Source organism: Pseudidiomarina aestuarii, from assembly GCF_048263735.1.
Lineage (GTDB): Bacteria > Pseudomonadota > Gammaproteobacteria > Enterobacterales > Alteromonadaceae > Pseudidiomarina > Pseudidiomarina aestuarii_B.
Window position 1 is genome coordinate 234,722 of sequence record NZ_JBLXDX010000004.1, and the last position, 23,146, is coordinate 257,867.

General features: G+C 48.4%; 26 protein-coding genes. 11 read left to right on the top strand and 15 right to left on the bottom strand.

All coding sequences use genetic code 11. The features are described 5' to 3' along the window. Window positions 1-60: 60 nt before the first annotated feature. Window positions 61-432, bottom strand: coding sequence for a DUF423 domain-containing protein (locus ACN0S4_RS10735; protein ID WP_417657671.1), 372 nt, complete (start codon window positions 430-432; stop codon window positions 61-63). 197 nt (window positions 433-629) lie between these two features. Between ACN0S4_RS10735 and maoP the strand changes: the two genes are divergently transcribed. The 4 genes from maoP to ACN0S4_RS10755 all read left to right on the top strand — a co-directional run bounded on the left by maoP (window position 630) and on the right by ACN0S4_RS10755 (window position 2,839). Next, window positions 630-1,001, top strand: coding sequence for a DUF413 domain-containing protein (gene maoP, locus ACN0S4_RS10740; protein ID WP_169931318.1), 372 nt, complete (start codon window positions 630-632; stop codon window positions 999-1,001). Between the two features lie 177 nt (window positions 1,002-1,178). Next, the gene (locus ACN0S4_RS10745; RefSeq protein WP_417657672.1) at window positions 1,179-1,709 is read left to right on the top strand and encodes an outer membrane beta-barrel protein; all 531 of its coding nucleotides are present in this window, start codon (window positions 1,179-1,181) and stop codon (window positions 1,707-1,709) included. Window positions 1,710-1,826: 117 nt separating this feature from the next. Then, a complete protein-coding gene (locus ACN0S4_RS10750) occupies window positions 1,827-2,186 on the top strand; it encodes a hypothetical protein (RefSeq protein WP_417657673.1) in 360 nt (119 codons plus the stop codon). Window positions 2,187-2,230: 44 nt separating this feature from the next. Continuing rightward, window positions 2,231-2,839 carry a hypothetical protein gene (locus ACN0S4_RS10755; protein ID WP_417657674.1) on the top strand — a complete coding sequence of 203 codons (609 nt, stop codon included), beginning with the start codon at window positions 2,231-2,233 and terminating at the stop codon, window positions 2,837-2,839. On the opposite strand, the gene ACN0S4_RS10760 is transcribed toward ACN0S4_RS10755, so the two are convergent. The 12 genes from ACN0S4_RS10760 to cutA form a co-directional block, all read right to left on the bottom strand. Next, a complete protein-coding gene (locus ACN0S4_RS10760) occupies window positions 2,777-3,256 on the bottom strand; it encodes a hypothetical protein (protein ID WP_417657675.1) in 480 nt (159 codons plus the stop codon). The two genes, ACN0S4_RS10755 and ACN0S4_RS10760, sit on opposite strands and share 63 nt — an antisense overlap. A gap of 108 nt (window positions 3,257-3,364) precedes the next feature. Continuing rightward, on the bottom strand, window positions 3,365-4,645 hold the full coding sequence (gene purD / locus ACN0S4_RS10765; RefSeq protein ID WP_417657676.1) for a phosphoribosylamine--glycine ligase: 1,281 nt from the start codon (window positions 4,643-4,645) through the stop codon (window positions 3,365-3,367). Window positions 4,646-4,653: 8 nt separating this feature from the next. Further along, on the bottom strand, window positions 4,654-5,430 hold the full coding sequence (locus tag ACN0S4_RS10770) for a class I SAM-dependent methyltransferase (protein ID WP_417657698.1): 777 nt from the start codon (window positions 5,428-5,430) through the stop codon (window positions 4,654-4,656). Between the two features lie 194 nt (window positions 5,431-5,624). Further along, window positions 5,625-7,193, bottom strand: coding sequence for a bifunctional phosphoribosylaminoimidazolecarboxamide formyltransferase/IMP cyclohydrolase (gene purH, locus ACN0S4_RS10775; protein ID WP_417657677.1), 1,569 nt, complete (start codon window positions 7,191-7,193; stop codon window positions 5,625-5,627). 92 nt (window positions 7,194-7,285) lie between these two features. Then, on the bottom strand, window positions 7,286-7,579 hold the full coding sequence (fis, locus tag ACN0S4_RS10780) for a DNA-binding transcriptional regulator Fis (protein ID WP_169931323.1): 294 nt from the start codon (window positions 7,577-7,579) through the stop codon (window positions 7,286-7,288). 18 nt (window positions 7,580-7,597) lie between these two features. Continuing rightward, a complete protein-coding gene (gene dusB, locus ACN0S4_RS10785) occupies window positions 7,598-8,563 on the bottom strand; it encodes a tRNA dihydrouridine synthase DusB (RefSeq protein ID WP_417657678.1) in 966 nt (321 codons plus the stop codon). 132 nt (window positions 8,564-8,695) lie between these two features. Then, window positions 8,696-9,580: a 50S ribosomal protein L11 methyltransferase gene (prmA, locus tag ACN0S4_RS10790; RefSeq protein WP_417657679.1), complete on the bottom strand. Its 885-nt coding sequence runs from the start codon at window positions 9,578-9,580 to the stop codon at window positions 8,696-8,698. A gap of 5 nt (window positions 9,581-9,585) precedes the next feature. Continuing rightward, a complete protein-coding gene (accC, locus tag ACN0S4_RS10795) occupies window positions 9,586-10,935 on the bottom strand; it encodes an acetyl-CoA carboxylase biotin carboxylase subunit (protein ID WP_169931326.1) in 1,350 nt (449 codons plus the stop codon). A 23-nt stretch (window positions 10,936-10,958) separates the two neighbouring features. Next, window positions 10,959-11,417: an acetyl-CoA carboxylase biotin carboxyl carrier protein gene (gene accB, locus ACN0S4_RS10800; RefSeq protein ID WP_169931327.1), complete on the bottom strand. Its 459-nt coding sequence runs from the start codon at window positions 11,415-11,417 to the stop codon at window positions 10,959-10,961. 26 nt (window positions 11,418-11,443) lie between these two features. Next, complete coding sequence (gene aroQ / locus ACN0S4_RS10805; RefSeq protein ID WP_417657680.1) at window positions 11,444-11,905, bottom strand: type II 3-dehydroquinate dehydratase; 462 nt, start codon at window positions 11,903-11,905, stop codon at window positions 11,444-11,446. Between the two features lie 134 nt (window positions 11,906-12,039). After that, window positions 12,040-13,791 (bottom strand): protein-disulfide reductase DsbD, encoded by a 1,752-nt coding sequence (locus ACN0S4_RS10810; protein WP_417657681.1) that lies wholly within the window; start codon window positions 13,789-13,791, stop codon window positions 12,040-12,042. 3 nt (window positions 13,792-13,794) lie between these two features. Next, window positions 13,795-14,139 carry a divalent-cation tolerance protein CutA gene (gene cutA / locus ACN0S4_RS10815; protein ID WP_417657682.1) on the bottom strand — a complete coding sequence of 115 codons (345 nt, stop codon included), beginning with the start codon at window positions 14,137-14,139 and terminating at the stop codon, window positions 13,795-13,797. 193 nt (window positions 14,140-14,332) lie between these two features. Here cutA and ACN0S4_RS10820 point away from each other — a divergent pair, with 193 nt between their 5' ends. From ACN0S4_RS10820 to ACN0S4_RS10830, 3 genes are all read left to right on the top strand, one after another. After that, window positions 14,333-14,626, top strand: coding sequence for a co-chaperone GroES (locus ACN0S4_RS10820; protein ID WP_169931330.1), 294 nt, complete (start codon window positions 14,333-14,335; stop codon window positions 14,624-14,626). A gap of 48 nt (window positions 14,627-14,674) precedes the next feature. Then, window positions 14,675-16,309 carry a chaperonin GroEL gene (gene groL / locus ACN0S4_RS10825; protein ID WP_417657683.1) on the top strand — a complete coding sequence of 545 codons (1,635 nt, stop codon included), beginning with the start codon at window positions 14,675-14,677 and terminating at the stop codon, window positions 16,307-16,309. A gap of 142 nt (window positions 16,310-16,451) precedes the next feature. Further along, window positions 16,452-16,961, top strand: coding sequence for a DUF3016 domain-containing protein (locus tag ACN0S4_RS10830; RefSeq protein WP_417657684.1), 510 nt, complete (start codon window positions 16,452-16,454; stop codon window positions 16,959-16,961). Window positions 16,962-16,968: 7 nt separating this feature from the next. On the opposite strand, the gene epmB is transcribed toward ACN0S4_RS10830, so the two are convergent. Further along, window positions 16,969-17,964, bottom strand: a complete 996-nt coding sequence (epmB, locus tag ACN0S4_RS10835; protein WP_417657685.1) for an EF-P beta-lysylation protein EpmB — start codon at window positions 17,962-17,964, stop codon at window positions 16,969-16,971. A gap of 125 nt (window positions 17,965-18,089) precedes the next feature. Here epmB and efp point away from each other — a divergent pair, with 125 nt between their 5' ends. From efp to ACN0S4_RS10850, 3 genes are all read left to right on the top strand, one after another. Next, window positions 18,090-18,659: an elongation factor P gene (gene efp / locus ACN0S4_RS10840; protein ID WP_169931341.1), complete on the top strand. Its 570-nt coding sequence runs from the start codon at window positions 18,090-18,092 to the stop codon at window positions 18,657-18,659. Window positions 18,660-18,670: 11 nt separating this feature from the next. Next, window positions 18,671-19,642 (top strand): EF-P lysine aminoacylase EpmA, encoded by a 972-nt coding sequence (gene epmA, locus ACN0S4_RS10845; protein WP_417657686.1) that lies wholly within the window; start codon window positions 18,671-18,673, stop codon window positions 19,640-19,642. Between the two features lie 93 nt (window positions 19,643-19,735). Next, window positions 19,736-20,122, top strand: a complete 387-nt coding sequence (locus ACN0S4_RS10850; protein ID WP_417657687.1) for a MerC domain-containing protein — start codon at window positions 19,736-19,738, stop codon at window positions 20,120-20,122. Here ACN0S4_RS10850 and trmA read toward each other — a convergent pair. Then, entirely contained in the window at window positions 20,097-21,200 is a 1,104-nt protein-coding gene (gene trmA / locus ACN0S4_RS10855) for a tRNA (uridine(54)-C5)-methyltransferase TrmA (RefSeq protein ID WP_417657688.1), read from the bottom strand. The genes ACN0S4_RS10850 and trmA overlap by 26 nt on opposite strands. Before the next feature lie 175 nt (window positions 21,201-21,375). Here trmA and ACN0S4_RS10860 point away from each other — a divergent pair, with 175 nt between their 5' ends. Further along, window positions 21,376-22,980, top strand: coding sequence for a S8 family serine peptidase (locus tag ACN0S4_RS10860; RefSeq protein WP_417657689.1), 1,605 nt, complete (start codon window positions 21,376-21,378; stop codon window positions 22,978-22,980). The last annotated feature ends 166 nt before the right edge of the window (window positions 22,981-23,146 follow it).

A 23,146-nucleotide genomic window follows, 5' to 3' on the forward strand; every position in this document is an offset into this window, starting at 1 on the left:
AATGAGCTCGGTAGTGAATAAGCCGCTAGTATATGCGAGTGATGGGGCTTGTGCTAGCGCTTACATCTCCTTGAGCATCGCCCAAAAAATCCATAACCAGCCGACGATAAAACAGACTCCACCAACCGGTGTAATCGGGCCGAAAAAGCGCCATCCAGTTAACGCCAACAAATACAGGCTACCCGAAAACAAAATGATACCGGCCAGCAAAATCCAACCACCTGTGCGCAAGCCTGTGGCATTCGGATATGGCACCATCAATGCGGCCACCAACAATAGCCCCAGCGCATGGTAAATTTGATACTGCACACCGGTTTGGTAAACCGCCAACATATCGGAGCTGAGTCGGTCCTTAAGACCGTGTGAGCCAAATGCTCCCAAAATCACACCAAGCGCCATTGTGACAGCACCCAACATGGCAAATAATTTCATGATTTGCTTCAACCTATGTGTTGTTTGATTCTTACTTTGCACTCTACTTGATCGGGCTAGCATTCGACCAGTACTGTAAAAAAAATAAAAATATATTGACAGCCGTTCATTTCACCTCTATATCGTCACTGTCAATTGCAGTTCGGCATTTGCACCATGTTTTCCTTGATATTGTTGGTCGAAAGGAAGGGCACACCATGACATCTATGACCCGTGATCAAATTATGAAAAAGCCGTTTAACGACTTCAAACATTACCCGTATGGCTTTGCCCGTTCGGGAGATTTTTCAATTCGCGAAAGCGATTTGCTGGCTAAACATGGCAGCCTGATTTCCGCATTGATGAGCGGCGAACTAGAACCGCAATCAGCTGAAGAGCAGTCATTACTTGCTGTAGCTCGTGGCGAAAAAGCAGCCGACTCACCGGTCGAGCGAGCGTGGTCCAAATATCAGGCGCGCATTAATCGTCCGAAAGTGGGCAGTATGTATGGCCGCAGCCGCTATACCGATGATGCATTCGAAATCAGCGGTGGTGGTAGTGACGATGACGATCTCGTCGTCGAAGATTAATCAGCTTATTTAACCAGTCTCGAAGAGCTCGTGTTTGCCTCAGCAGCACGGGCTTTTTTATTGTTGAAAATGATGATTTATTGTTTATTTAAATTAAAAAAAACGTATAGTTATGACGTGTGACAGAGTCATCACATGTACTTCTCTCAAATCGTTTTCTTAAAATGGATTTTTAGCATGTATCAAAAAATAGCAGTCATCACTTCGCTTTGTTTTTCCAGCCTATTCACTCTCGCCGTCAGCGCACAAGATTTTTATGTTGAGCCTGTATTTGCGACATCTGAACTTAAGTTAAACTCTGGGAATAAATTTTCGTACGAGTCAGTTGGCCTTCAGTTGGGTTGGCTGACAGACTCGAACTACGAGTATGGCATGTTGTTGCGCACCGCTATCAACGAAGATAATGCTGGTGGTAGTGAAATTAGCATGAAAACCAGTATTACCGGCTATTTTGGTAAAAACTTTCCGCTTTCTGACTATTTAGACATTTATGGGCAATTGGGACTGACTTATAGCAATTTAGAAACTAAAAACAGTAGTTCTAATTCATATACGAATAGCTCTGTAGGATTGAGTTATGAAGCTGGAGTACGTTATGAATTAACGTCACAAACCGCGGTGCGACTTGGTTATCAAGTATACACTCCGGGAGACGACCAGTTTGATACAGAATCCAGCTTTAAACTTGGGTTTCAGTGGCGCTGGTAGTCTGACTGGGTTCTGGAATCAACCAGAACTCGCAATGGTCGTGCTCCTTTTTCAGTGAGCGAAGCCAGTGGATAAAGCTCTGATAACTCGTTAAGTGCAATGTGGATAGGATTTTGAATGAAAATGGATTTATTCATAAAAGCTGGGCAATTGTCGGGGCTTCTTTTCATAACGCTATTTGTATTCGCGCTTTTCGAGTTTTCTGCTTACGTCAGCACCGGCGATAACGAGGCCATCGGATTTGGTATTTCGTTGCCAATATTTCTTATTCAAGCCATACCTGTATCTCTCTATTACCTGCTAACGGGCGGCATCAGTTCAGTTCTCTTATTCCATAAACGAAATGACGAACGCAGTCTCTTGGCCAACAGAGCTTGGCATGCCGTTTATGTTCTGAATTTGATTTTTTTAGTCATCCTTCTCACCGTATTTGCGATTCCATTCCTTGTCGCGACCGGCACGATGCTGGTTGGTTGAACCAATTTGGTGACGAAAGCGAGCGAGATTTAGAGGATTTAAGAATGAAGTCTGATAAAACGCATACGGTAGCCGCCCAAATCGAAGATAACATCAACTTAGAATCATATTCGAGTTCTGTCGGCTTTCTAGGGTTTTGTAACTCTATAATTGGCTGGGGCGATGAGCGGTGCATTAATGCGCTTATAGAGATAATAGATCTCTTTGTTCCCCATCCGGTTTTGGTGTCTTCTCTCAGGATTTATTCTGATTTACAAGTAGATGCAGAAATGTTTCAACTAAATCAGAATGAAGTTGAAGTTCGAAATCGGTTGATTGATCGTGGAGTAATCTTGCTAGAGTCTTCTGACGATATAAGCGATGGGTTTCATTTTGAGTCGACCATTTCAGATTCGATTCTAAAAGATTTTGTCTTTTATCAAACCTCAATGGGCGGATTGTCCTATCACGGTTTCATCTCAAGTCCAGAATCTGAAATGATTCTCTATCCTCACGATGATTGCGGACTAGGTTTCATCATTTGCAATGAAAGTCACCGGGAGTATGCGGTCAACAGGTTACAAAATTGCTCAGAGCGATACTCCGAATTTTTAGAGTTTTTTATTGATGGTTGTTCGTTTGGCGAAGGTAAGAGTGCCTTGATAGATAAGTAAGAGCGCTACAATTAAAGTGATAAAAGCTAGTCCATATAAATCATTTTCAGTATCAGCAGCAAGCTCATCGTACGGAAAAATAACGAGTCCAGCTTGAGAAAGACTCAGAAAGGTACTCTTTGTGAGAATCAGCTCAACAGGTTTTTGTAAATCAACGTTCAAAACTGCGTCACAATTCAATTTTAGTGTTTTACTGTAACGGCGCTCATCAATCACGATCACATGGTGAAAATTCGCTTGGTATTTACCGTCCTGTTGGCAGTAGTAATCAGAGATATAACCAGAAAAGTGTTGTTCACTCATCGTAAACCCTTTCATTAATGAATAAATTAGGAATAAAAGAACGATAAAGAAGACAAAAAATTCTGCGAGACGCCAATTACTGCGAACTTCTAATCCAAATCTGAAAGGCATCATTTAATCTCCGTTAGCTAAAAGTTATTTATTCAAGCGGATCAGATTAAATGCGAAAGTGAGGTTCCGTTCAACTAGCGTGGTGCTAGTTGAACGGAGTGGGGGATGGCGTTACTCGCGGGCGATTGCGCGGTGAGCGATGTCGGTGCGGTAGTAAACGTCGTTCCAATGGATGTTGGCGAGGCGCTGGTAGGCCGCTTGTTGGGCCTGAGTGACGCTATCACCGATAGCGGTGACGCAAAGTACTCGGCCACCATTAGTGACCACCTCGCCTTGTTCATTCAGCTGGGTGCCGGCATGAAAGACTTTCGTGGTCGCATCGTCGCCGGCTAATCCTGAGATGACATCGCCCTTGCGATAGTTATCAGGATAACCACCCGCAGCCATGACAATACCCACGGTTGCCCGCGGGTCAAAATCAATGTGGTGGTCGGCCAATTGCTCTTGGCAAGCAGCCAAGCACAACTCGACTAAATCAGACTGTAATCGCCACATGATCGGTTGCGTTTCTGGGTCACCGAAGCGGCAATTGTATTCCAGTACTTTTGCAGTACCGTCAGGTGCAATCATCAAACCCGCATACAAAAAGCCAGTGTACGGATGACCCTCAGCAGCCATACCTTCTACGGTCGGTTGAATGACGTGATCCATAACCCAGTTGTGAACTTCAGGCGTGACTACAGGTGCAGGTGAATAAGCGCCCATACCACCGGTATTTGGACCTTTGTCGCCGTTATCACGTGCTTTATGATCTTGGCTTGAGGCAAAGGGTAGTGCTGTCTTTCCATCAACCATGACAATAAAGCTGGCTTCTTCACCCACCAAAAACTCTTCGATCACTACGCGACTGCCGGCGGCACCGAAGCGGTTCCCCTCCAGCATGTCGTCAATAGCGGCGAAGGCTTCTGCTTGGTCTTGCGCAATGATCACACCTTTGCCAGCGGCGAGGCCGTCAGCTTTGATTACGATAGGTGTACCTTGTGCTTCAACATAAGCTTTCGCCGCGGCAATATCCGTGAAGGTTTGGTAGGCGGCTGTTGGAATGTGATGGCGTGCTAAGAAATCTTTGCTAAACGCCTTCGAGCCTTCCAGCTGAGCGGCGCCTTGGGTTGGACCAAAAATGGTTAACCCTGCAGCGCGAAACGTATCCACCACACCCAACACTAAAGGTGCTTCAGGTCCAACTATGGTGAGGCCAATAGACTCACGTTGGGCAAAAGCCAACAGTTCATCGACGGCTTCAGCGCCGATAGCTACGTTCGATAGTTTCGGCTCGTTAGCTGTACCGGCATTGCCGGGTGCTACAAAAACCTGCTCAACCAACGGCGACTGCGCCGCTTTCCATGCTAGTGCATGTTCGCGGCCGCCGCCGCCAATAACCAATACCTTCATGCCTATTGTTACTCTTGAGTTGTGGTTGGTTTCATAAATTTCAGAGTGAATCGGTCACTTTCACCAATTGCCAAATACTTCTCACGGTCTTCATCACCGAGGCGCAGACTTGGTGGTAATGTCCAGACACCACGCGGATGATCTGCCGTATCCATTTCATTGGCATTAATAGGGCTGCTACCGACTAACTCAAAACCAGCGGCTTCTGCCATAGCAATCGCGACGCTTTCTTTCATGTAGCCTGAGCTCGACATTTCCTCATCTGGACGATCTTCTGGCAAGCGGTGATCGACAACACCTAACACGCCGCCCGGCTTCAATGCCGTGTAGAAAGTCGAAAACGCGGTTTGTAGACCTTCTTCACCAGCGGCCATATACCAGTTATGCAAGTTGCGGAAGGTCAGTACCATATCCGCTGAACCTGCTGGCGCTACTTCGGTCGCCGCGGTGGCATTAAATTCAGTCATAGTGATAGCTGAAAATGCGTCATCGGAGGCAATCCGTTCAGCGAACGCTGTGCGTGAACGATTGAAGTAATCGCTGCTGCTGTCTGCTGGGAAATGTGCTGCGTAGAGCATGCCTTGGTCTTTCAGATACGGCGCTAGAATTTCCGTATACCAACCGCCACCTGGCCAAATTTCAACGACCGTCATGTCTGGCTCAAGACCAAAAAACTCGAGCGTTTCGACCGGGTGCCGAAAAGCATCACGAGCTTTGTTGCTGTCTGAACGCAAGTCACTTGCCGCAACGTCAGCTAGGGTTAAGCCAGCCGTTTCGGTCATCATTTCTTCTTGCATTGCTTGCTCTTCAACAGCAGCCGTTGGCTCTTGCGGAGCTTCGGTCTGTTGTGGTGCTTCGCTGCAAGCAGCAGCGAGCGCGGATAAAGCGAAAACACTGGATAATGCGAATTTGTTCATGGTCAGTTCCTCATTGCAAAGCATGTAAGGGCAATCTGTTGTACCACATAACCAACAAGTTTTTAGTGTTTAAAATGACGCATTCCGGTAAATACCATGGCAATTCCATGTTCATTCGCAGCGGCAATAATCTCGTCGTCGCGAATGGACCCGCCCGGTTGAATGATGGCAGAAATACCCGCTGCAGCGGCAGCGTCAATACCATCACGAAACGGGAAGAAGGCATCCGATGCCATGACTGATCCCGCTACTTCTAAGTTCTCATCAGCCGCTTTAATGCCAGCAATTTTGGCACTATACACACGGCTCATCTGGCCTGCACCCACCCCAATGGTCATACCGGCTCGGGCATAAACAATGGCATTCGACTTCACGAATTTTGCTACTTTCCAGCAAAATAGGAGGTCTTCAAGCTGCTCAGCTGTCGGTTGCACGGTTGTAACCACCTTCAAATCAGCAGCGGTAATTTGGCCTTGATCGTTATCTTGAACCAGCAAGCCACCGTTCACGCGCTTGTAGTCATACGTGGCTGGACGCTCAGACGACCACTCACCACACTCCAATAACCGTACATTGGTTTTCGCAGCAACGGCGGCACGGGCGTCAGCACTGACCTTCGGTGCAATAATCACTTCAACAAATTGTTGCTCAACAATGGCGCGAGCCGTTTCGCCATCCAATTCGCGGTTAAACGCGATAATACCGCCAAACGCAGAAGTTGGGTCGGTTTTGAAAGCACGTTGATAAGCCTCTAAGCAATTGTCCCCAATGGCAACGCCACATGGGTTCGCATGTTTTACAATCACACAGGCCGGTTGTGCGAACGACTTCACACATTCTAGAGCTGCATCGGTGTCCGCGATGTTGTTGAATGACAGAGCCTTTCCTTGCAACTGCTGTGCAGTGGCAACAGAGGCTTCAGCAGGCTTCGTTTCGGTATAAAAAGCGGCGCTTTGATGGCTGTTCTCGCCGTAACGCAAGTCTTGCTTTTTCTCGAGCTGAATATTAAAGGTGCGTGGGAATGGGCTCTCTTGGCCCGGCAAACGCGCACCAAAGTACTGTGCAATCATGCCATCGTATTGGGCTGTATGTTCGAAAGCCCGAATGGCAAGGTCAAAACGCGTCTCAAAAGTCAGGCTATTGGCGTGTGCGTCCATTTCTGTCAGCACGCGGTCATAGTCACTGGCATTCACCACAATAGTCACATCACGGTGATTTTTGGCGGCTGCACGAACCATAGTTGGGCCGCCAATATCAATATTCTCAACCGCATCTTCATGACTACAATCAGACGCAGCGACGGTTTCTGCAAACGGATACAAATTCACCACGACCATATCAATAGCAGCGATATCTTGCTCGGCCATAACCGCTTCATCAACGCCACGACGTGCCAGAATGCCACCGTGAATTTTAGGATGCAGCGTTTTCACGCGGCCATTCATGATTTCCACTTGGCCAGTGTGTTCAGACACATCGGTAACCGCTATGGTATGTTCACGGAGAAGTTTGGCGGTGCCGCCGGTGGAGAGAATATGAACGCCACGGGCAACCAGAGCCTTGGCAAAATCGACAATACCTGTTTTGTCAGAAACGCTAATCAGTGCGCGTTGAATCGGTCGTTGGTCCATGAAAAATCACCGTCTGTTAAAAGCAATAAAGAGTGTAGTTGACTGGAGCACAAAAGAAAAAAGAGCACACAGGTGCTCTTTTTCAGGGGGCATTAATTCATGCCGTATTTTTTCAGCTTCTTACGCAATGTACCGCGATTGATGCCGAGCATGGTCGCTGCCCGCGTTTGATTACCGCGAGTATAGGTCATGACCTCTTCGAGCAATGGAGCTTCTACTTCCGCCAAAACCAACTCATACAACTCTTCAGGATCGTGACCATCTAAAGCTTTTAGAAACTTGTTGATGGCTTGCTTCACGGAATCACGCAATGGCTTAGGCTGTGCGTTATTACCCAAAGTGGTAAATGGAGAAACCGTGTCACGATTCGTATTTTGATCAAACATAGGTGCGCTCTATCTCTTCTAGTTTCCGAATGTAAAAAAATTCGCCAAGGCATCGAGTTGTTCGTGCGGATCCTCAATACCCATAAAGTGCTGACGAAATGCTTGCGCGGGCTGCTGTTCTTGCAAATACCAGCCCACATGCTTACGAGCAATTCGGGTTCCCATAAAATCACCATAGTGCTGATGTAAGCGGTGTACGTGTCGTAACACCACATCACTCACTTCACTCGGTGCTGGCGGAGCCACTTTCTTGCCCGTCGCTAAATAAGTCGCAATTTCCCGGAATAGCCACGGATTGCCCTGTGCACCGCGCCCAATCATGACCGCATCTGCGCCAGTGTAATCGAGCACCTCGCGGGCGCGTTCAGGTGTCGTAATGTCACCGTTCGCGACGACCGGAATCGACACCGCGTGTTTAATCGCTTTAATGGTGTCGTACTCCGCATTGCCCTTGTACATACATGCTCGCGTTCGACCATGTACTGCGAGCGATTGAATACCGGCTTGTTCAGCAAGTTGCGCAATCGCTACGCCGTTGCGATGTTCAGGATCCCAACCAGTCCGTATTTTCAACGTAACGGGCACCTCCACCGCATTCACCACAGCGTGCAGAATGTCTGCAACTAACTCTGGATATTGCAGCAGGGCAGATCCTGCCATCTTCTTATTCACCTTCTTTGCAGGGCAACCCATATTGATATCAATGATCTGTGCCCCGTGCTCAACGTTATGTTGTGCGGCAGCAGCCATCAATTCAGGTTCACACCCAGCAATTTGCACCGCTTTTATACCGGGTTCATCGGCATGGCCCATCCGCGCAATAGATTTGCGGGTGTTCCAAACGCGCGGATTGCTCGAAAGCATTTCGGATACAGTCAACCCAGCTCCCAACTCTTGGCATAATTGCCGAAAGGGAAGGTCTGTCACACCTGCCATAGGTGCGAGTATTACTGGATTATCTAATTGATAAGGTCCGATCCGCATCGGTTAAAAACTGTGCAACTCAAGGGTGGGAAATTTTAGGGAATTTATGTGCAAATGAAAAGGCTGGAATTTGTACAAATCCCAGCTTTTTTGCACTTTTTTGACTTGACAAAAGCGTTCTGTGATTAGGCTCTAAGCGTGGTTACGGCGCGCATGTAGCATCGCCCACTCGGCACTCATTTGGGTTGGACTGAAGGTAAAGCTCGGTGCATAAGCAGCCTGAACTGCACTCACTTGCCGCTCGAGGATACCCGACATCACTAAGTCACCCTGTGGACCAACATAGGCGCTGATCACACTAGCAAGATCTTGTAATGGTCCGGCTAACACGTTGGCCAATACAATATCTGCTGCTAATTCAGGTTGTTGACTCGGTAGGTATACTTCCAGCCTATCCGCAACGCCATTGCGTTCAGCATTGTCACGACTGGCAATTAAGGCTTGTTGGTCGATATCGATACCAATGGCGCGTTCAGCGCCGAGCAGTAATGCCGCAATTGCGAGAATGCCTGATCCACAACCAAAATCGACGACCGTTTTACCCGTTAAGTCTTGGCCATCCAACCAGGTTAAGCACAAAGCCGTGGTCGGATGCGTACCAGTTCCAAACGCCATGCCGGGATCGAGTAAAATATTCACCGCAGCAGGGTCAGGGATCTCGCGCCAACTGGGGCAGACCCATAAGCGCTCACCAAAACGAATTGGATGAAAGTTATCCATCCATTCGCGTTCCCAATCTTTGTCTTCTAGCCCATCGGTTTTGTAATCAAGCCCACCGGTAAAGTGGGGGCTTGCCTGCAATGCAGCAATGACCGGCTTCAAGTCCGCCTCGGCGTCAAACAGTCCGGTGATCAGCGTTTCATGCCAATACACCGCCTCGCCGCGAGGAGGCTCAAAGATTGGATTGTCTTGGGCATCACGAAAGGTCACCGCAACAGCGCCTTGCTCTTCAAGCAGCTCCCCAATGTGCGGAGCTGCCTGCTCAGAGCCGGCTACGGTAAGTTGAATCCATGGCATAGGCGTTAGTGACCGCCCATGCCAAGTTTCTTCTCGAGGTAGTGAATATTGGTACCACCGTGCTGGAAGTTCTCATCAGCCATAATGTCTTTTTGTAATGGGACATTGGTCTTGATGCCTTCAATAATAAGCTCGCTCAACGCATTACGCATGCGCGCAATTGCTACATCACGATTCTCACCGTAAGTAATGAGCTTACCAATCATCGAGTCGTAGTTTGGTGGCACTTTGTAGTCGGCGTATACATGCGAGTCCCAGCGCACCCCTAAACCACCAGGTGAGTGGAAACGCGTGATCAAACCAGGTGAAGGCACAAAGGTATTTGGATCTTCGGCATTAATACGACATTCCACGGCGTGACCACGAATCACTACGTCTTCTTGTGAAATGGACAGCGGACGACCCGCAGCAATGCGCAGTTGCTCTTTAATCAAATCAATACCAGTGACCATTTCGGTGACTGGGTGCTCGACCTGAATCCGAGTGTTCATTTCAATGAAATAGAACTCGCCATTCTCGTACAAAAATTCAAAGGTCCCTGCACCACGATAATTAATTTCGATACAAGCTTTGGCACAGCGCTCACCAATATACTTGCGCATTTCAGGCGTGATACCTGGTGCTGGTGCTTCCTCTACAACCTTCTGGTGACGACGTTGCATGGAGCAATCGCGCTCACCCAGATACACCGCGTTGCCTTGGCCATCTGCGAGTACTTGAATTTCAATGTGGCGTGGGTTTTCGAGGAATTTTTCCATGTAGACCATCGGGTTACCGAAGGCCGCGCCCGCTTCAGCTTTGGTCATGCTGATAGAGCTCAGGAGTTCCTCTTCTTTGCGCACGACGCGCATTCCACGTCCACCACCACCACCAGCGGCTTTGACGATAATAGGATAGCCGATGCGTTTGGCTATTTTCTTATTCTTCTCATCATCGTCATCCAGTTCACCACCAGAGCCAGGCACACAAGGAACGCCGGCCTTTTTCATCGCTTCGATGGCCGAGACTTTATCGCCCATCAACCGAATAACATCAGCGGTTGGACCGACAAAAATAAAGCCCGAGTTTTCCACTTGCTCAGCAAAGTCGGCATTTTCAGCTAAAAAGCCGTAGCCGGGATGAATGGCGGCAGCATCAGTAATTTCCGCAGCGCTAATAATGCGTGGAATATTCAGATAACTGTCTGTTGCTGGCGCGTTGCCGATACAAATCGACTCGTCTGCCAGTAACACGTGTTTTAAATTTCTATCAACCGTCGAATGCACCGCAACTGTTTTGATGCCCAGTTCTTTACACGCTCGTAGAACGCGTAATGCGATTTCACCGCGGTTGGCAATGACAACCTTATCTAACATGATAATGTCCTGATCGCGTGGGTTTATTCGATGATAAACAGAGGTTGGTCAAATTCGACCGGTTCGCCGTTTTCAACCATGATTTGCTTCACGACGCCGCCTTTATCGGCTTCGATTTGGTTCATCATCTTCATCGCTTCAACAATACACAAGGTATCGCCAGCTTTGACTTGCTGACCAACGGTCACGAAGTCAGGTGAGCCTGGTGCTGGTGCTGCATAGAAGGTACCAACCATAGGCGAGCGCATCACGTGGCCGCTAATTTCTGGTTCTGCGACCGGCGCACTTGCTGCCGGAGCTGGCGCTGCTGCTGGAGCAGGTGCGTGTTGTGGTGCTGGCATTTGGTAGTGCATCGGCATAGCTTGCTGAGCACTTGAGCCGCGATGAATGCGCACTGATTCTTCACCTTCGGTGATTTCCAGTTCGGCAATACCAGACTCTTCAACGAGTTCGATCAACTTTTTAATTTTACGAATATCCATGATCTTGTGTGACCCCAGTGTTGAGATTAATCGTGTAATTGTTGCTGCGCCGCAGAGAGCGCCAATTCATAACCTTGAGCGCCTAAGCCACAAATGACTCCAACGGCAATATCAGCAAGGTAAGAATGGCGACGAAAAGCTTCGCGAGCGTGAATATTGGATAGGTGTACTTCAATAAACGGAATCGCGACGCCGGCCAGGGCGTCTCGCAGTGCAATGCTGGTGTGCGTGTAGGCACCCGGATTGATGATAATGAAGTCGACGCCTTGTTGCTGCGCCTCGTGAACCCAATCAATCAATTGATGTTCAGCGTTGCTTTGGCGACAGTTGAGCTCAAGACCCAACTGCTGCGCTTGTTGTTGTAGCTTCGCTTCAATAGATGCGAGCGTTGCGGAACCATAGACTTCTGGTTCGCGGGTTCCCAATAGGTTTAGGTTCGGCCCATTGAGCAACAGAATTCGATGTTTTTTCGGCGTAGTTGACGTCATTATGCTGCGATCTTCTTCGAAAATTTCGATTACGTTGCAAACTGCTTATTTAGTGTCCACTTTTGGCACTTAGTTCGCAGGTGATTTTTCATTATAGTGAAAAATCGCAGTTACGCAGCAAAATACTGGTCTTATCAGCGCTTTTCGCAGCAATTTTCGATGTGCTGTAGAAAATCATCGGCAGGCATAAAGCCTGTGACGCGCGATCCCGGAATTTCCTCACCATCATAAAAGAATAAGATAGTGGGCAGGCCGAGTACGCGATATTCCTGCCAAATCGCTTGATTGGTCGCATTGTTGGCGGTGACATCGGCTTGTAAGATGCGCATTTGGTCGAAAGCGACTTGCACGTCCTCATCACCAAAGGTTTCGCGTTCAAACTCCTTACAGGCCACACACCAGTCGGCATACAAATCGAGCATCACAACCTTGTCGCCGGCGGAGGCAAGCTCGGCTTCAATACTGGCAACTGAGTCCACCGCAACGAAATCCGCTTGATGATAGGTACTTGGCCAAAAATACTGATTTAAACCAACACCCAGAACTATCCAGATCACCGCAAAGAGGTGCGCGGCAGAGCGTTTCAACTCACGATACCCACTAATGATCAGGTAAATAGCGGCTACATCAATAAACGCAACCGATAACCAACCCGCAACTTCATAGCTCAGTAGACGCTCAACAAACAGCAGCGCAACGCCTAGCAAGATGACACCAAAGATCCGTTTGATGGTGTTCATCCAAGCGCCGGCTTTCGGCAACAATTTGCCACCGGACACGCCAAAGATAATCAGTGGAATGCCCATACCTATGCTGAGCGCATAGAGCACTGCGCCGCCTATGGTGATATCGCCGGTTTGTGCAATGAATAGCAAGATGCCCGACAGCGGTGCAGTGGTGCAAGGTGAGGCAATCAATCCGGAGAGTGCGCCCATAGTGAACACACTACGATGCGCACCACCACGTTGTTGTTGACTGACTTCATTTAATTTTTGCTGCCAGCGCTGCGGTAACTGTATGGTGTAAGCACCCAACATACTCAGTGCCAGCACCACGAATAGAAGCGCTAGCCCGATCAAAATGACGGGATGTTGCAGCATCGCCTGATACTTTAGCCCGGCTAAGGCAACAATGACCCCGAGTATGGAATAAGTAATCGCCATACCTTGCACGTAGGCAAATGATAGCGTGAAGGCGCGCCGAGTGGGCAAGGTCTGCTTATGCTGACCTGACCCCATAATAATTGCCGAAATAATCGGATACATGGGTAACACACAGGGTGTAAACGCTAAGCCAATCCCCAGCAACAGAAAAATACCCAATGACAGCCACAACGGTTGTGCACCGAGATCAAAAATATCGTCGGTTTGACTGTTTGCGACTATTTCTTCGAAGCTAATCGCGGTCGAGCCATCGCTACTAACAGCGCTGAGATAAATGGTTTTGGTGGTTGGTGGATAACACAATCCGGCATCGGCACAACCTTGGTAGGACACCGTAAAAGGCTGGTCAGCCTGAGCGGAATGCACTACATAAGTAATACTCACGGCATCGCGATACACAATCGATTCGCCGAAGAACTCATCGGTATGACTTTCACCTTCTGGATAAATAGGTACTTCGGCTAATTCGACTGACGGATCGGGAGCAAAGCGATGTTGATATAAGTAGTAGCCGTCAGCTACCGTCCAAGTGAAGGTAATGGTGGCGCCATTTTGGCGATAATCGAACTGGAACGCTTGGTCAACGGGTAAGAATTGCTCTTGTGCAAAGGGGTCGTCACCCGCACCAAAATCTTGAGCTTTCACATCGCTTGTGAGGATCTGGCCTGCAACGATTAGTGCGAGCGCAATGAACGTACTGCGTAATACCGTTCCGAGCATCATGTCTTAACCTTCCTGAGTCACTTTTTCTAACCAAGCTAAATAAGCAGAACTACCTTCACTGATGGGAATAGCAATGAGTTCTGGTACTTCATAGGGATGCGCTTCCTGCACCAACGCAAATAAAGACACGATATGACCTTCGGTAGTCTTAATCGCAAGTGTGACTTCTTCATCACTGTGAATATGGTTTTCCCACCAATACATAGACGTGCTCGGTGCGGAAATGTTCACACAGGCAGCTAACTTGGCACGTAAAGCCTTCTCAGCCAGTGCTTTAGCAGTGTTTTTGTCTGGACAACTACATAAAACCAGGCGGAATTCAGGTGTTGTATCGTTAGCTTGAGTCATAGGGACCCTCGTCGAAGCCAGAAACTAGTATGGTGTCTTTATTACGTCGGTTCAGTATACGTAATTCAGAAAAAATTTTTACTGAAAAACCTTGTGTTCGCAAAAATGCCCCCCATAACTGTGGCACTAATCTTTTAACTGCTCGAAAGAGCGCTGTTATCAATCCACAACTTAGGTTTAGGAGTTATCACACATGAAACTTCGTCCTTTACATGATCGCGTGATCATTAAACGTTCGGAAGCAGAAACCAAATCTGCAGGCGGCATCGTGCTGACCGGTTCAGCCGCTGAAAAGTCGACTCGTGGTGAAGTTGTTGCCGTGGGCAACGGCCGCATCCTAGAAAACGGCGACGTCAAAGCATTAGACGTGAAAGTCGGTGATTCTGTGCTGTTCAATGAAAGCTACGGCGTGAAGACACAGAAGATCGACGGTGAGGAATACCTCATCATGAGCGAGTCGGACATTTTGGCTATTGTTGAAGGCTAAGTGTAGATCTCGATTAGATCGTCAACGAATTGATAGAGGAAAAGAATCATGGCAGCTAAAGAAGTAAAATTTGGTAATACCGCACGTCAAAAGATGCTGAAAGGCGTCAACGTGTTAGCCGATGCAGTCAAAGTTACTTTGGGTCCAAAAGGCCGTAACGTCATTCTCGACAAATCTTATGGCGCACCGGTCATCACCAAAGATGGTGTTTCTGTTGCAAAAGAGATCGAACTAGAAGACAAGTTCGAGAACATGGGCGCACAGATGGTGAAAGAAGTCGCGTCTAAAGCAAATGACGAAGCCGGTGACGGTACGACTACTGCAACTGTATTAGCCCAGTCTATCGTCAACGAAGGCTTAAAAGCCGTCGCTGCGGGTATGAACCCAATGGATTTGAAACGCGGTATCGATAAAGCAGTGATTTCAGCTGTTGAAGAGCTGAAGAAATTATCGAAGCCATGTGACAACACCAAAGCAATTGCTCAGGTTGGTACTATTTCTGCCAACTCAGACACCACTATCGGCGAAATCATCGCCAAAGCAATGGAAAAAGTGGGTCAAGAAGGTGTGATCACCGTTGAAGAAGGCCAAGCGTTGCAAGACGAACTCGACGTGGTTGAAGGTATGCAATTCGACCGTGGTTACTTGTCACCGTACTTCATCAACAACCAAGAGAACGGTTCAGTTGAACTAGAAAGCCCGTTCATTTTGTTGGTTGATAAGAAAATCAGCAACATCCGTGAACTGTTGCCAGTGCTGGAAGGCGTTGCTAAGTCAGGCAAGCCATTGTTGATTATCGCTGAAGATATCGAAGGCGAAGCCCTCGCAACTCTGGTTGTCAACAATATGCGTGGCATCGTGAAAGTGGCTGGTGTGAAAGCGCCAGGTTTCGGTGACCGTCGTAAAGCAATGCTGCAAGATATCGCGGCACTGACTGGTGGTACTGTGATTTCTGAAGAAATCGGTATGGAACTGGACAAAGCACAGTTGGAAGACCTGGGTACCGCGAAGCGCGTTGTGATCACCAAAGACAATACCACTATTGTTGATGGTAACGGCGACGAAGCAGCTATCGAAGGCCGCGTGGCACAAATTCGTCAGCAAATTGAAGACACTACTTCAGACTACGACCGCGAGAAACTGCAAGAGCGTTTGGCTAAATTAGCTGGCGGTGTTGCAGTAATCAAAGTCGGTGCTGCAACCGAAATGGAAATGAAAGAGAAGAAAGCGCGTGTTGAAGACGCATTGCATGCAACCCGTGCTGCGGTTCAAGAAGGCGTAGTGCCTGGTGGTGGTGTTGCTCTGGTTCGTGCAGCCAGCAAATTAGCTGACCTGCGTGGCGACAATGAAGACCAAAACGTCGGTATCAAGTTAGCGTTGCGCGCAATGGAAGCACCATTACGTCAAATCGCAATGAACGCTGGCGCAGAAGCTTCAGTAGTTGCGAACAACGTAAAAAATGGCGAAGGTAACTACGGTTACAACGCTGGTAACGACACCTACGGCGACATGCTTGAGATGGGTATCTTGGATCCAACGAAGGTCACTCGCTCAGCGCTGCAGTTCGCATCATCGATTGCTTCACTGATGATCACGACTGAAGCGATGATCGCTGAAATCCCAAAAGATGAACCAGCCGCACCAGACATGGGCGGAATGGGTGGCATGGGCGGCATGATGTAAGCCTTGTCACGGCAGTATCAGAAGGGCGGCTTTCGAGTCGCCCTTTTTATTGGCAGAAATACGTTAAAGCCATGCAAAGAACTGTCACATTTGTAGCAAATGATGCATCTTTACTTATGAAAGCTACCCAAGGAGGTACATCATGAAACAGATAACTACACTATCGATGGCAATTTCATTGGCGTTAATGAGTTCGACTGCGTTGGCAGCGACCGCCAAAGTGGAATTCAAAAATCCAGATGATTTCCGTGACATTGAAGCAGTGAATGAGCGGCAGTCGTCATTCCAAGAACAATTATTTGAAGGGCTCACAAAGCACTTTGAAAGCCTAGCCGCGAAATTACCTGAGGGTAATACCCTTAGCATTACGGTCACCGACTTGGATATTACCGGTCGTGTTGAACCTACTTACGGTCAAGGTGGTGCAGCCTACATGCGAATTGTCGACCGTATTGACTATCCACGCATTGAGTTTAGCTATCAGTACACCAATGGCTCGGGTGAAGTGCTCAATGAAGAGTCCGTGAATTTGCGTGACATGGGTGCCCATCAAACCATGCGAGCAGCGAAAGAAAGTGGACGTGATGAGCTGTATTACGAGAAAAAGCTGCTAGATCGCTGGTTTAACGACACCTTTGAACGTAATAACTAAGATTCAGTTATAACGGAGTTTTGCTCGGCTCGCCGGCTATCTCTCGAACCAATTTAGGCACGAGAAATCCAGGCAGACGAGCTCGCAACTCCGCCTCAATCAAGCGGGCGCGGTCATCGTGAATAGCGAAATGGCTGGCGCCCGCTACTTTATCTAGCTGATGTAAATAGTACGGCATAATTCGTGCTTCAAATAATGCCTCACTCAATTCGGCTAGCGTCTCAGCACTATCATTCACTCGCTTCAACAACACACTTTGATTGAACAAAGTAATGCCGTGTTGCGCCCAGAGCTGGGTGCCTTGACGAAGTGCAGATGAGATCTCGCGCGGGTGATTTGCATGTAGCACTAAAATGCTCTGCAAGCGACTGTGCTGTAGACGTTCTGCAAGCTTCCGAGTCAATCGGCTAGGAATGACGACAGGCAGTCGGCTGTGAATACGTATTCGCTTTAATTGCGGTAACGCTTCTAACTCGGTCAACAACCTATCCAGCTGTTGATCGGTCGCCATCAGCGGGTCACCCCCACTGAGAATGACTTCATTAATGGCGTTATCTTTCGTGATGTAATCCAGCAAATGGGCGCGTTCTTGCGCTCCGAAATGATGCTCGTCATAAGGGAAATGGCGGCGAAAGCAGTATCGACAATTGATGGCGCAGCCACCTCGAAAGATGACCAGCACTCGAGATTCATACTTATGCAGGAGCGCTTGCGTTGACCCTTGCTCCACGAGTGGGTCGGTGGTAAAACCTGGCGCCTCAAGAAATTCGTCTGCATGAGGGAGTACTTGGAGCAACAGCGGGTCATTGCGGTCGCCTCGGCTCATCAGGCTGACAAAGTGCTTGGGGACTCGCAGCGGAAACAAACGTCGCGCCGCAATATCATCTGTACTCACCTGATCCGTTAGCTCAAGTAGCTGAACTAACTCGAGCGGATCCGTGACCGCTTGTGCGAGTTCTTGCTGCCATTGCGGCCGAATAGAGATGCTAGCAGAGGTAGTCACGGGCTTCCTTTAAACACAACAGTTTCGAAAATTCTTTGGTTCGGCGCTGATTTTACCTGAAAACTGCGGCGCTTTGGTTTATTATTGCGCGCGAAATCGCTTATTTGAAAGCATACGAGGAAGCTATGGCGAATTACAGCACCAATGAATTTAAAGCCGGTCTGAAAATCATGCAGGACGGCGAGCCTTGCAACATTCTCGAAAACGAGATGGTCAAGCCAGGCAAAGGACAAGCCTTTAACCGGGTTCGTATCCGTAAATTGATCAGCGGCAAAGTGGTTGAGAAAACCTTTAAGTCAGGTGACAGCGTTGAAGGCGCTGACGTCATCGATGTCGACTTAGCCTACTTGTACAATGACGGTGAGTTCTGGCATTTCATGAACAACGAAACCTTTGAGCAAATTGCAGCCGATGCGAAAGCAGTGGGCGATATGACCAAGTGGTTGGTTGAGCAAGATATTTGTACGCTCACGTTGTGGAACGGCAACCCAATTGCAGTGACGCCACCTAACTTTGTCGAACTGGAAATTGTTGAAACGGATCCAGGTCTGAAAGGCGATACTGCGGGTACAGGCGGCAAACCTGCAACCCTGAGCACCGGTGCCGTTGTGAAAGTACCTTTATTCGTTCAAATCGGCGAAGTGATTAAGGTCGATACTCGCTCTGGCGAGTACGTGTCACGCGTTCAGAAATAACGGTCTGAAGTATGCAGCATGCCGATGAGTGGCGCCCAAGCGCAACGCTGGAAACGCTTCGTCAGCGTGCTGCACTCTTGCAACAGACGCGAGCGTTTTTCGCTGCGCGGCAAGTCTTAGAAGTTGATACTCCGCTGTTAAGTCGGTTCGGTGTCACCGATGTTCATTTAACTAATCTCGAAACCAAACTGAGTGGCGATAGCCGAACTTGGTACCTGCAAACGTCCCCTGAATTTGCTATGAAGCGTCTCCTCGCGGCGGGCTCTGGTTGTATTTATCAACTGGGTAAAGTGTTTCGCAATGATGAGCAAAGCCGGCGGCACAATCCTGAGTTCACGATGCTAGAGTGGTATCGCGTCGGGTTTACCATGGTAGACCTGATTGCAGAGGTGAGCGCTTACTTACAGCAGATGCTCGATCTGACCGAAGTACAATCATTCACTTATGCTGAAGCATTTCAGGTGTTTTTGGCTGTTGATATCTTTGCTTCGAATGGCTTTGAGGAACTTCAGAAGCAGCTTCTCAACAGACCAGAAGTTGCTGATTTAGCGGCGCGCGAAACAGATTTCACAACGCTTCAGCAACTGGCAATGAGCGTGGTAATTGAGCCACAATTACCGACCAATACGATTGTTTTCATCACCCACTTTCCTCTGGCTCAAGCAGCGCTTGCAGCACCAACTTCAGATGACCCAGCAACGGCGCAACGCTTCGAAGTGTTCGTGAACGGTATGGAGCTCGCGAACGGCTATTTTGAATTGACGGATGCCGCCGAACAAACACAGCGGTTTCAGAATGATCAAAAACAACGAGAACAAAATGGACTAGCTGCCATGCAGGCCGATCCGCGTTTACTTGCCGCGTTGGAGTCGGGACTTCCCAGTTGTGCTGGTGTTGCACTTGGTTTTGATCGACTAGTCATGCTCGCCACACAGAAGCACCACATCAAAGAAATCTTGCCGTTTGCACATGACCGCGCCTAGTTCGCGACAATCATTTGAGCAGTGACTTGCCCCAAGCATCGTGATGTTATAATATAACATTCGAATTCACGGCTGATGGTTTAAAACTTTTCCATGACCAAGCAATCTATCGACAAAACTGGAATGTGGGTAACAACACTGTGCGCTCTGCACTGCTTGTTGCTGCCTGTGATTCTGCCGTTGTTGTCGATGATCGGGTTGTCGTTTATTGGAGAAGAGCTATTGGAGCGAGTGATTCTGGGCACCAGTATCATTCTTGGCATGGTCGCATTGTTTATTGGTATGCGTCAGCACATGAAGGCCTATCCAATTGCTCTATTGTTAGCCGGTGGTGTGATTTATTGGCACAAAGATAGCCTCGGTGAAATGGGCGAGCCCGTCATCATTTTGCTTGGCGCTTCAATGATTATTGCCGCACATTGGGTCAACTTACGGTTGATTCGCGGCAATGCAGCTATTGCGGACGCCGTTTCAGAATAACACCGGCTTCCATGTGGTGTGTGTACGGGAACTGATCAAAAAGTGCATAACGCTGCACCTCATGAGTATCCGTTAGTGCCGCAATATTCTCTACTAAAGTCTCTGGGTTACACGATATGTAGACAATCGTCTTATATTGGCGAACCAATTCTACGGTATCCGCATCTAAACCTGCTCTAGGCGGATCGACCAACACAGTGTTGCATTCAAATGAGCGAATATCGGCTTCTTGCGCACGACGAGATTCTAGTGTTCCCGCCATCACCGCACTAAACTCTTCAGCAGACATTCGCACCAAAGTGACATTGTCGATGTTGTTCAGTTCACAGTTATAGCGAGCCGAAGCTACTGAGGTTTTGCTAATCTCTGTAGCCAGCACCCGCTCAAAATTCTGCGCCATGGGCAAACTAAAGTTACCGTTGCCGCAATAAAGCTCGAGCAAATCACCGGTGCTATTTTTCGTCGCATCAATCGCCCACGTCACCATATGTTGGTTCACTGCCGCGTTAGGTTGGGTAAAGCTATTTTCAACCTGCTGAAACCAGTAATCCCGATCGGCAATAGTGAGCTTCTCCAGCACCCAGTCTTGATCAAGTACAATTTTCTGTTTGCGCGAGCGACCAACTAAATGAATCGTCGCGAACTGCTGCAAATGTGCGCGCAACTCTCGAGCTGCCGCCTCCCAATCGTCGCCAAGCGGACGGTGATAAATTAAAGAAACTAAAGCCTGCTGCGATGTTGTTGTTAAGAACTCGATTTGGAATAGTTTGCGCCGCAGTGCTTCGCTCGACTTAATGTAGTCAACAGAAGCTGTCATGAGCGTGTTGATTAACTCGCTTCCTACCGGAAATTCATCAATGCGAATACGCTCACGCGTTTCGGGGTCAAACATAATGCAGTACATGTCATCGCCCTCATGCCAAATGCGAAATTCTGCTCGCATTCGATAATGCGTAGGTGGCGATGCAAATAGCTCGGGTTCGCCATCGCAATAAGGGCCAATAAGTGCCTTTAATCGGGATGCTTTGTCGGTCAGTTGCTGCTGATAATCTGCGTGTTGTATAGCCTGATGCGTCATGAGTGCCTCAATTCAATGAGCGCGCATTGTACGCATTTTGGGCTTTACAAAAAAGGTCAAAATTAGGGGTTGCAGTCGGTAACAGAAAGTAACAATATGTTTCAGGTGCTGGTTAAAATAACAACTAAGTACGACGAACAACAGGGTTTCTAACAAGAATAATAAGGTTCTATTTATGTCTAATCATACGAAACGTGGCGTGTTCACGCTCGCCGCACTCTCCTTTGCTGTTGCGACAGCAGTGCAAGCCGCTCCAGCTGATAAAGAGCGGGTCATCATTCAGTTCAAACCGGGCAGTAAAGCTCAAGTTGAGCAACTGGTAAATCGTGCCGGCGGTAATAAGAATGTTGATTTGTCTAATTTTGATGCGATGGCTGTGACTGTTCCGGCACAAGCTTTAAATGGCCTACGTAACAACCCTAACGTGTTGTTGGTAGAAGAAGATTCTCCACGTCAGCTGTTAAGTTCTGAGTATGAGCCAAACTTGCCGTACGGCATTGTGCAGGTGCAGGCTGACCAAGTGTCTGATGCTGCCGCTGGTGCGGTAAAAGTTTGTATCATTGACTCTGGTTATGACTTAGGACACCCAGATTTACCAACCAGCGGTGTAACCGGACGCTTCAATAGTGGGAGCGGCAACTGGTATACAGATGAAAACGGTCATGGTACTCACGTAGCAGGTACTATTGCAGCATTAGCTAATGGTGATGGTGTGGTCGGCGTATTACCTAACGGTCAAGTGAACCTTCATATCGTTAAAGTGTTTGGCGCGTCAGGTTGGAGCTATTCGTCTTCATTAATTGCGGCTGCTGATGAGTGTGCGCGAGAAGGCGCGAAAGTTATTAATATGAGTTTGGGTGGCAGCCGCGCCAACCGTGCTGAAGATCGCGCGTTTGGTCAGCTGAACAGCGCGGGTATCTTAAGCATCGCTGCTGCGGGTAACGACGGGAACACACGTGACTCTTACCCTGCATCTTATGACTCTGTTGTATCTGTTGCTGCTGTAGATTCAACTGAAACTATTGCTGCATTTTCTCAGCAAACGTCGCAAGTAGAATTGGCTGGCCCAGGTGTTGCAGTGTTGTCTTCAGTCCCACGTGGTACTGGTGAACGTGTTGAGCTGACTGTTGGCAGCGTAAGCTACGCTGCAACAGGTATGGACGGAACTGCACGTACATCAGCAACGGGTCCTCTCGTTGATTGTGGTATTGGAGATTCAGCTTGTGCCGGTGCTTCTGGCGCAGTGTGTCTAATTGAGCGCGGCGTGATTTCATTCGCTGAAAAAGTTCAGGCATGTGAAGCTGGCGGTGGTGCTGCTGCAATTGTATTCAACAATGAACCTGGCGTCGTTTTAGGTACTTTAGGTGAATACAGTGCTTCAATTCCTGCGGTTGGTGCAAGTGATACTGATGGCGCTGCTATGTTAGGTCAACTCGGTAGTTCAGCTACTGTTGGTGTAACTGATAGTGATTGGGCATTCTTCGACGGGACCTCTATGGCGACACCTCATGTTGCTGGTGTAGCGGCATTAGTTTGGTCGCAGCATACCGCATGTACTAATAATGATATCCGAGCAGCACTCGCAGCAACGGCTATCGATAAAGGTGCGGCTGGTCGTGATAATGCATATGGCCATGGTATTGTTCAAGCTAAAGCCGCAGTTGATTACTTAACTGCAAATGGCTGTGGTGGTTCTGGCGGTGGTGACACCGGCGGCGACGACGGCGGCGATACTGGCGGTGGCGGTAAGGGTGGCGGTAAAGGCGGCCCTAAAAAATAAGCCAAGCTTGTAAAAGTTGATGAAAGCCCACCTTGGTGGGCTTTTTTGTTCTTTTTCTCAACGGTTTGCGCAGAAAACCAGCAGTCAGCAAAAAAACATATCAAAATGCTCAAAAGGCGCTTGACGGGCGCAGTTAAATCTCTAAAATGCGCCCCACGCTTGAGGC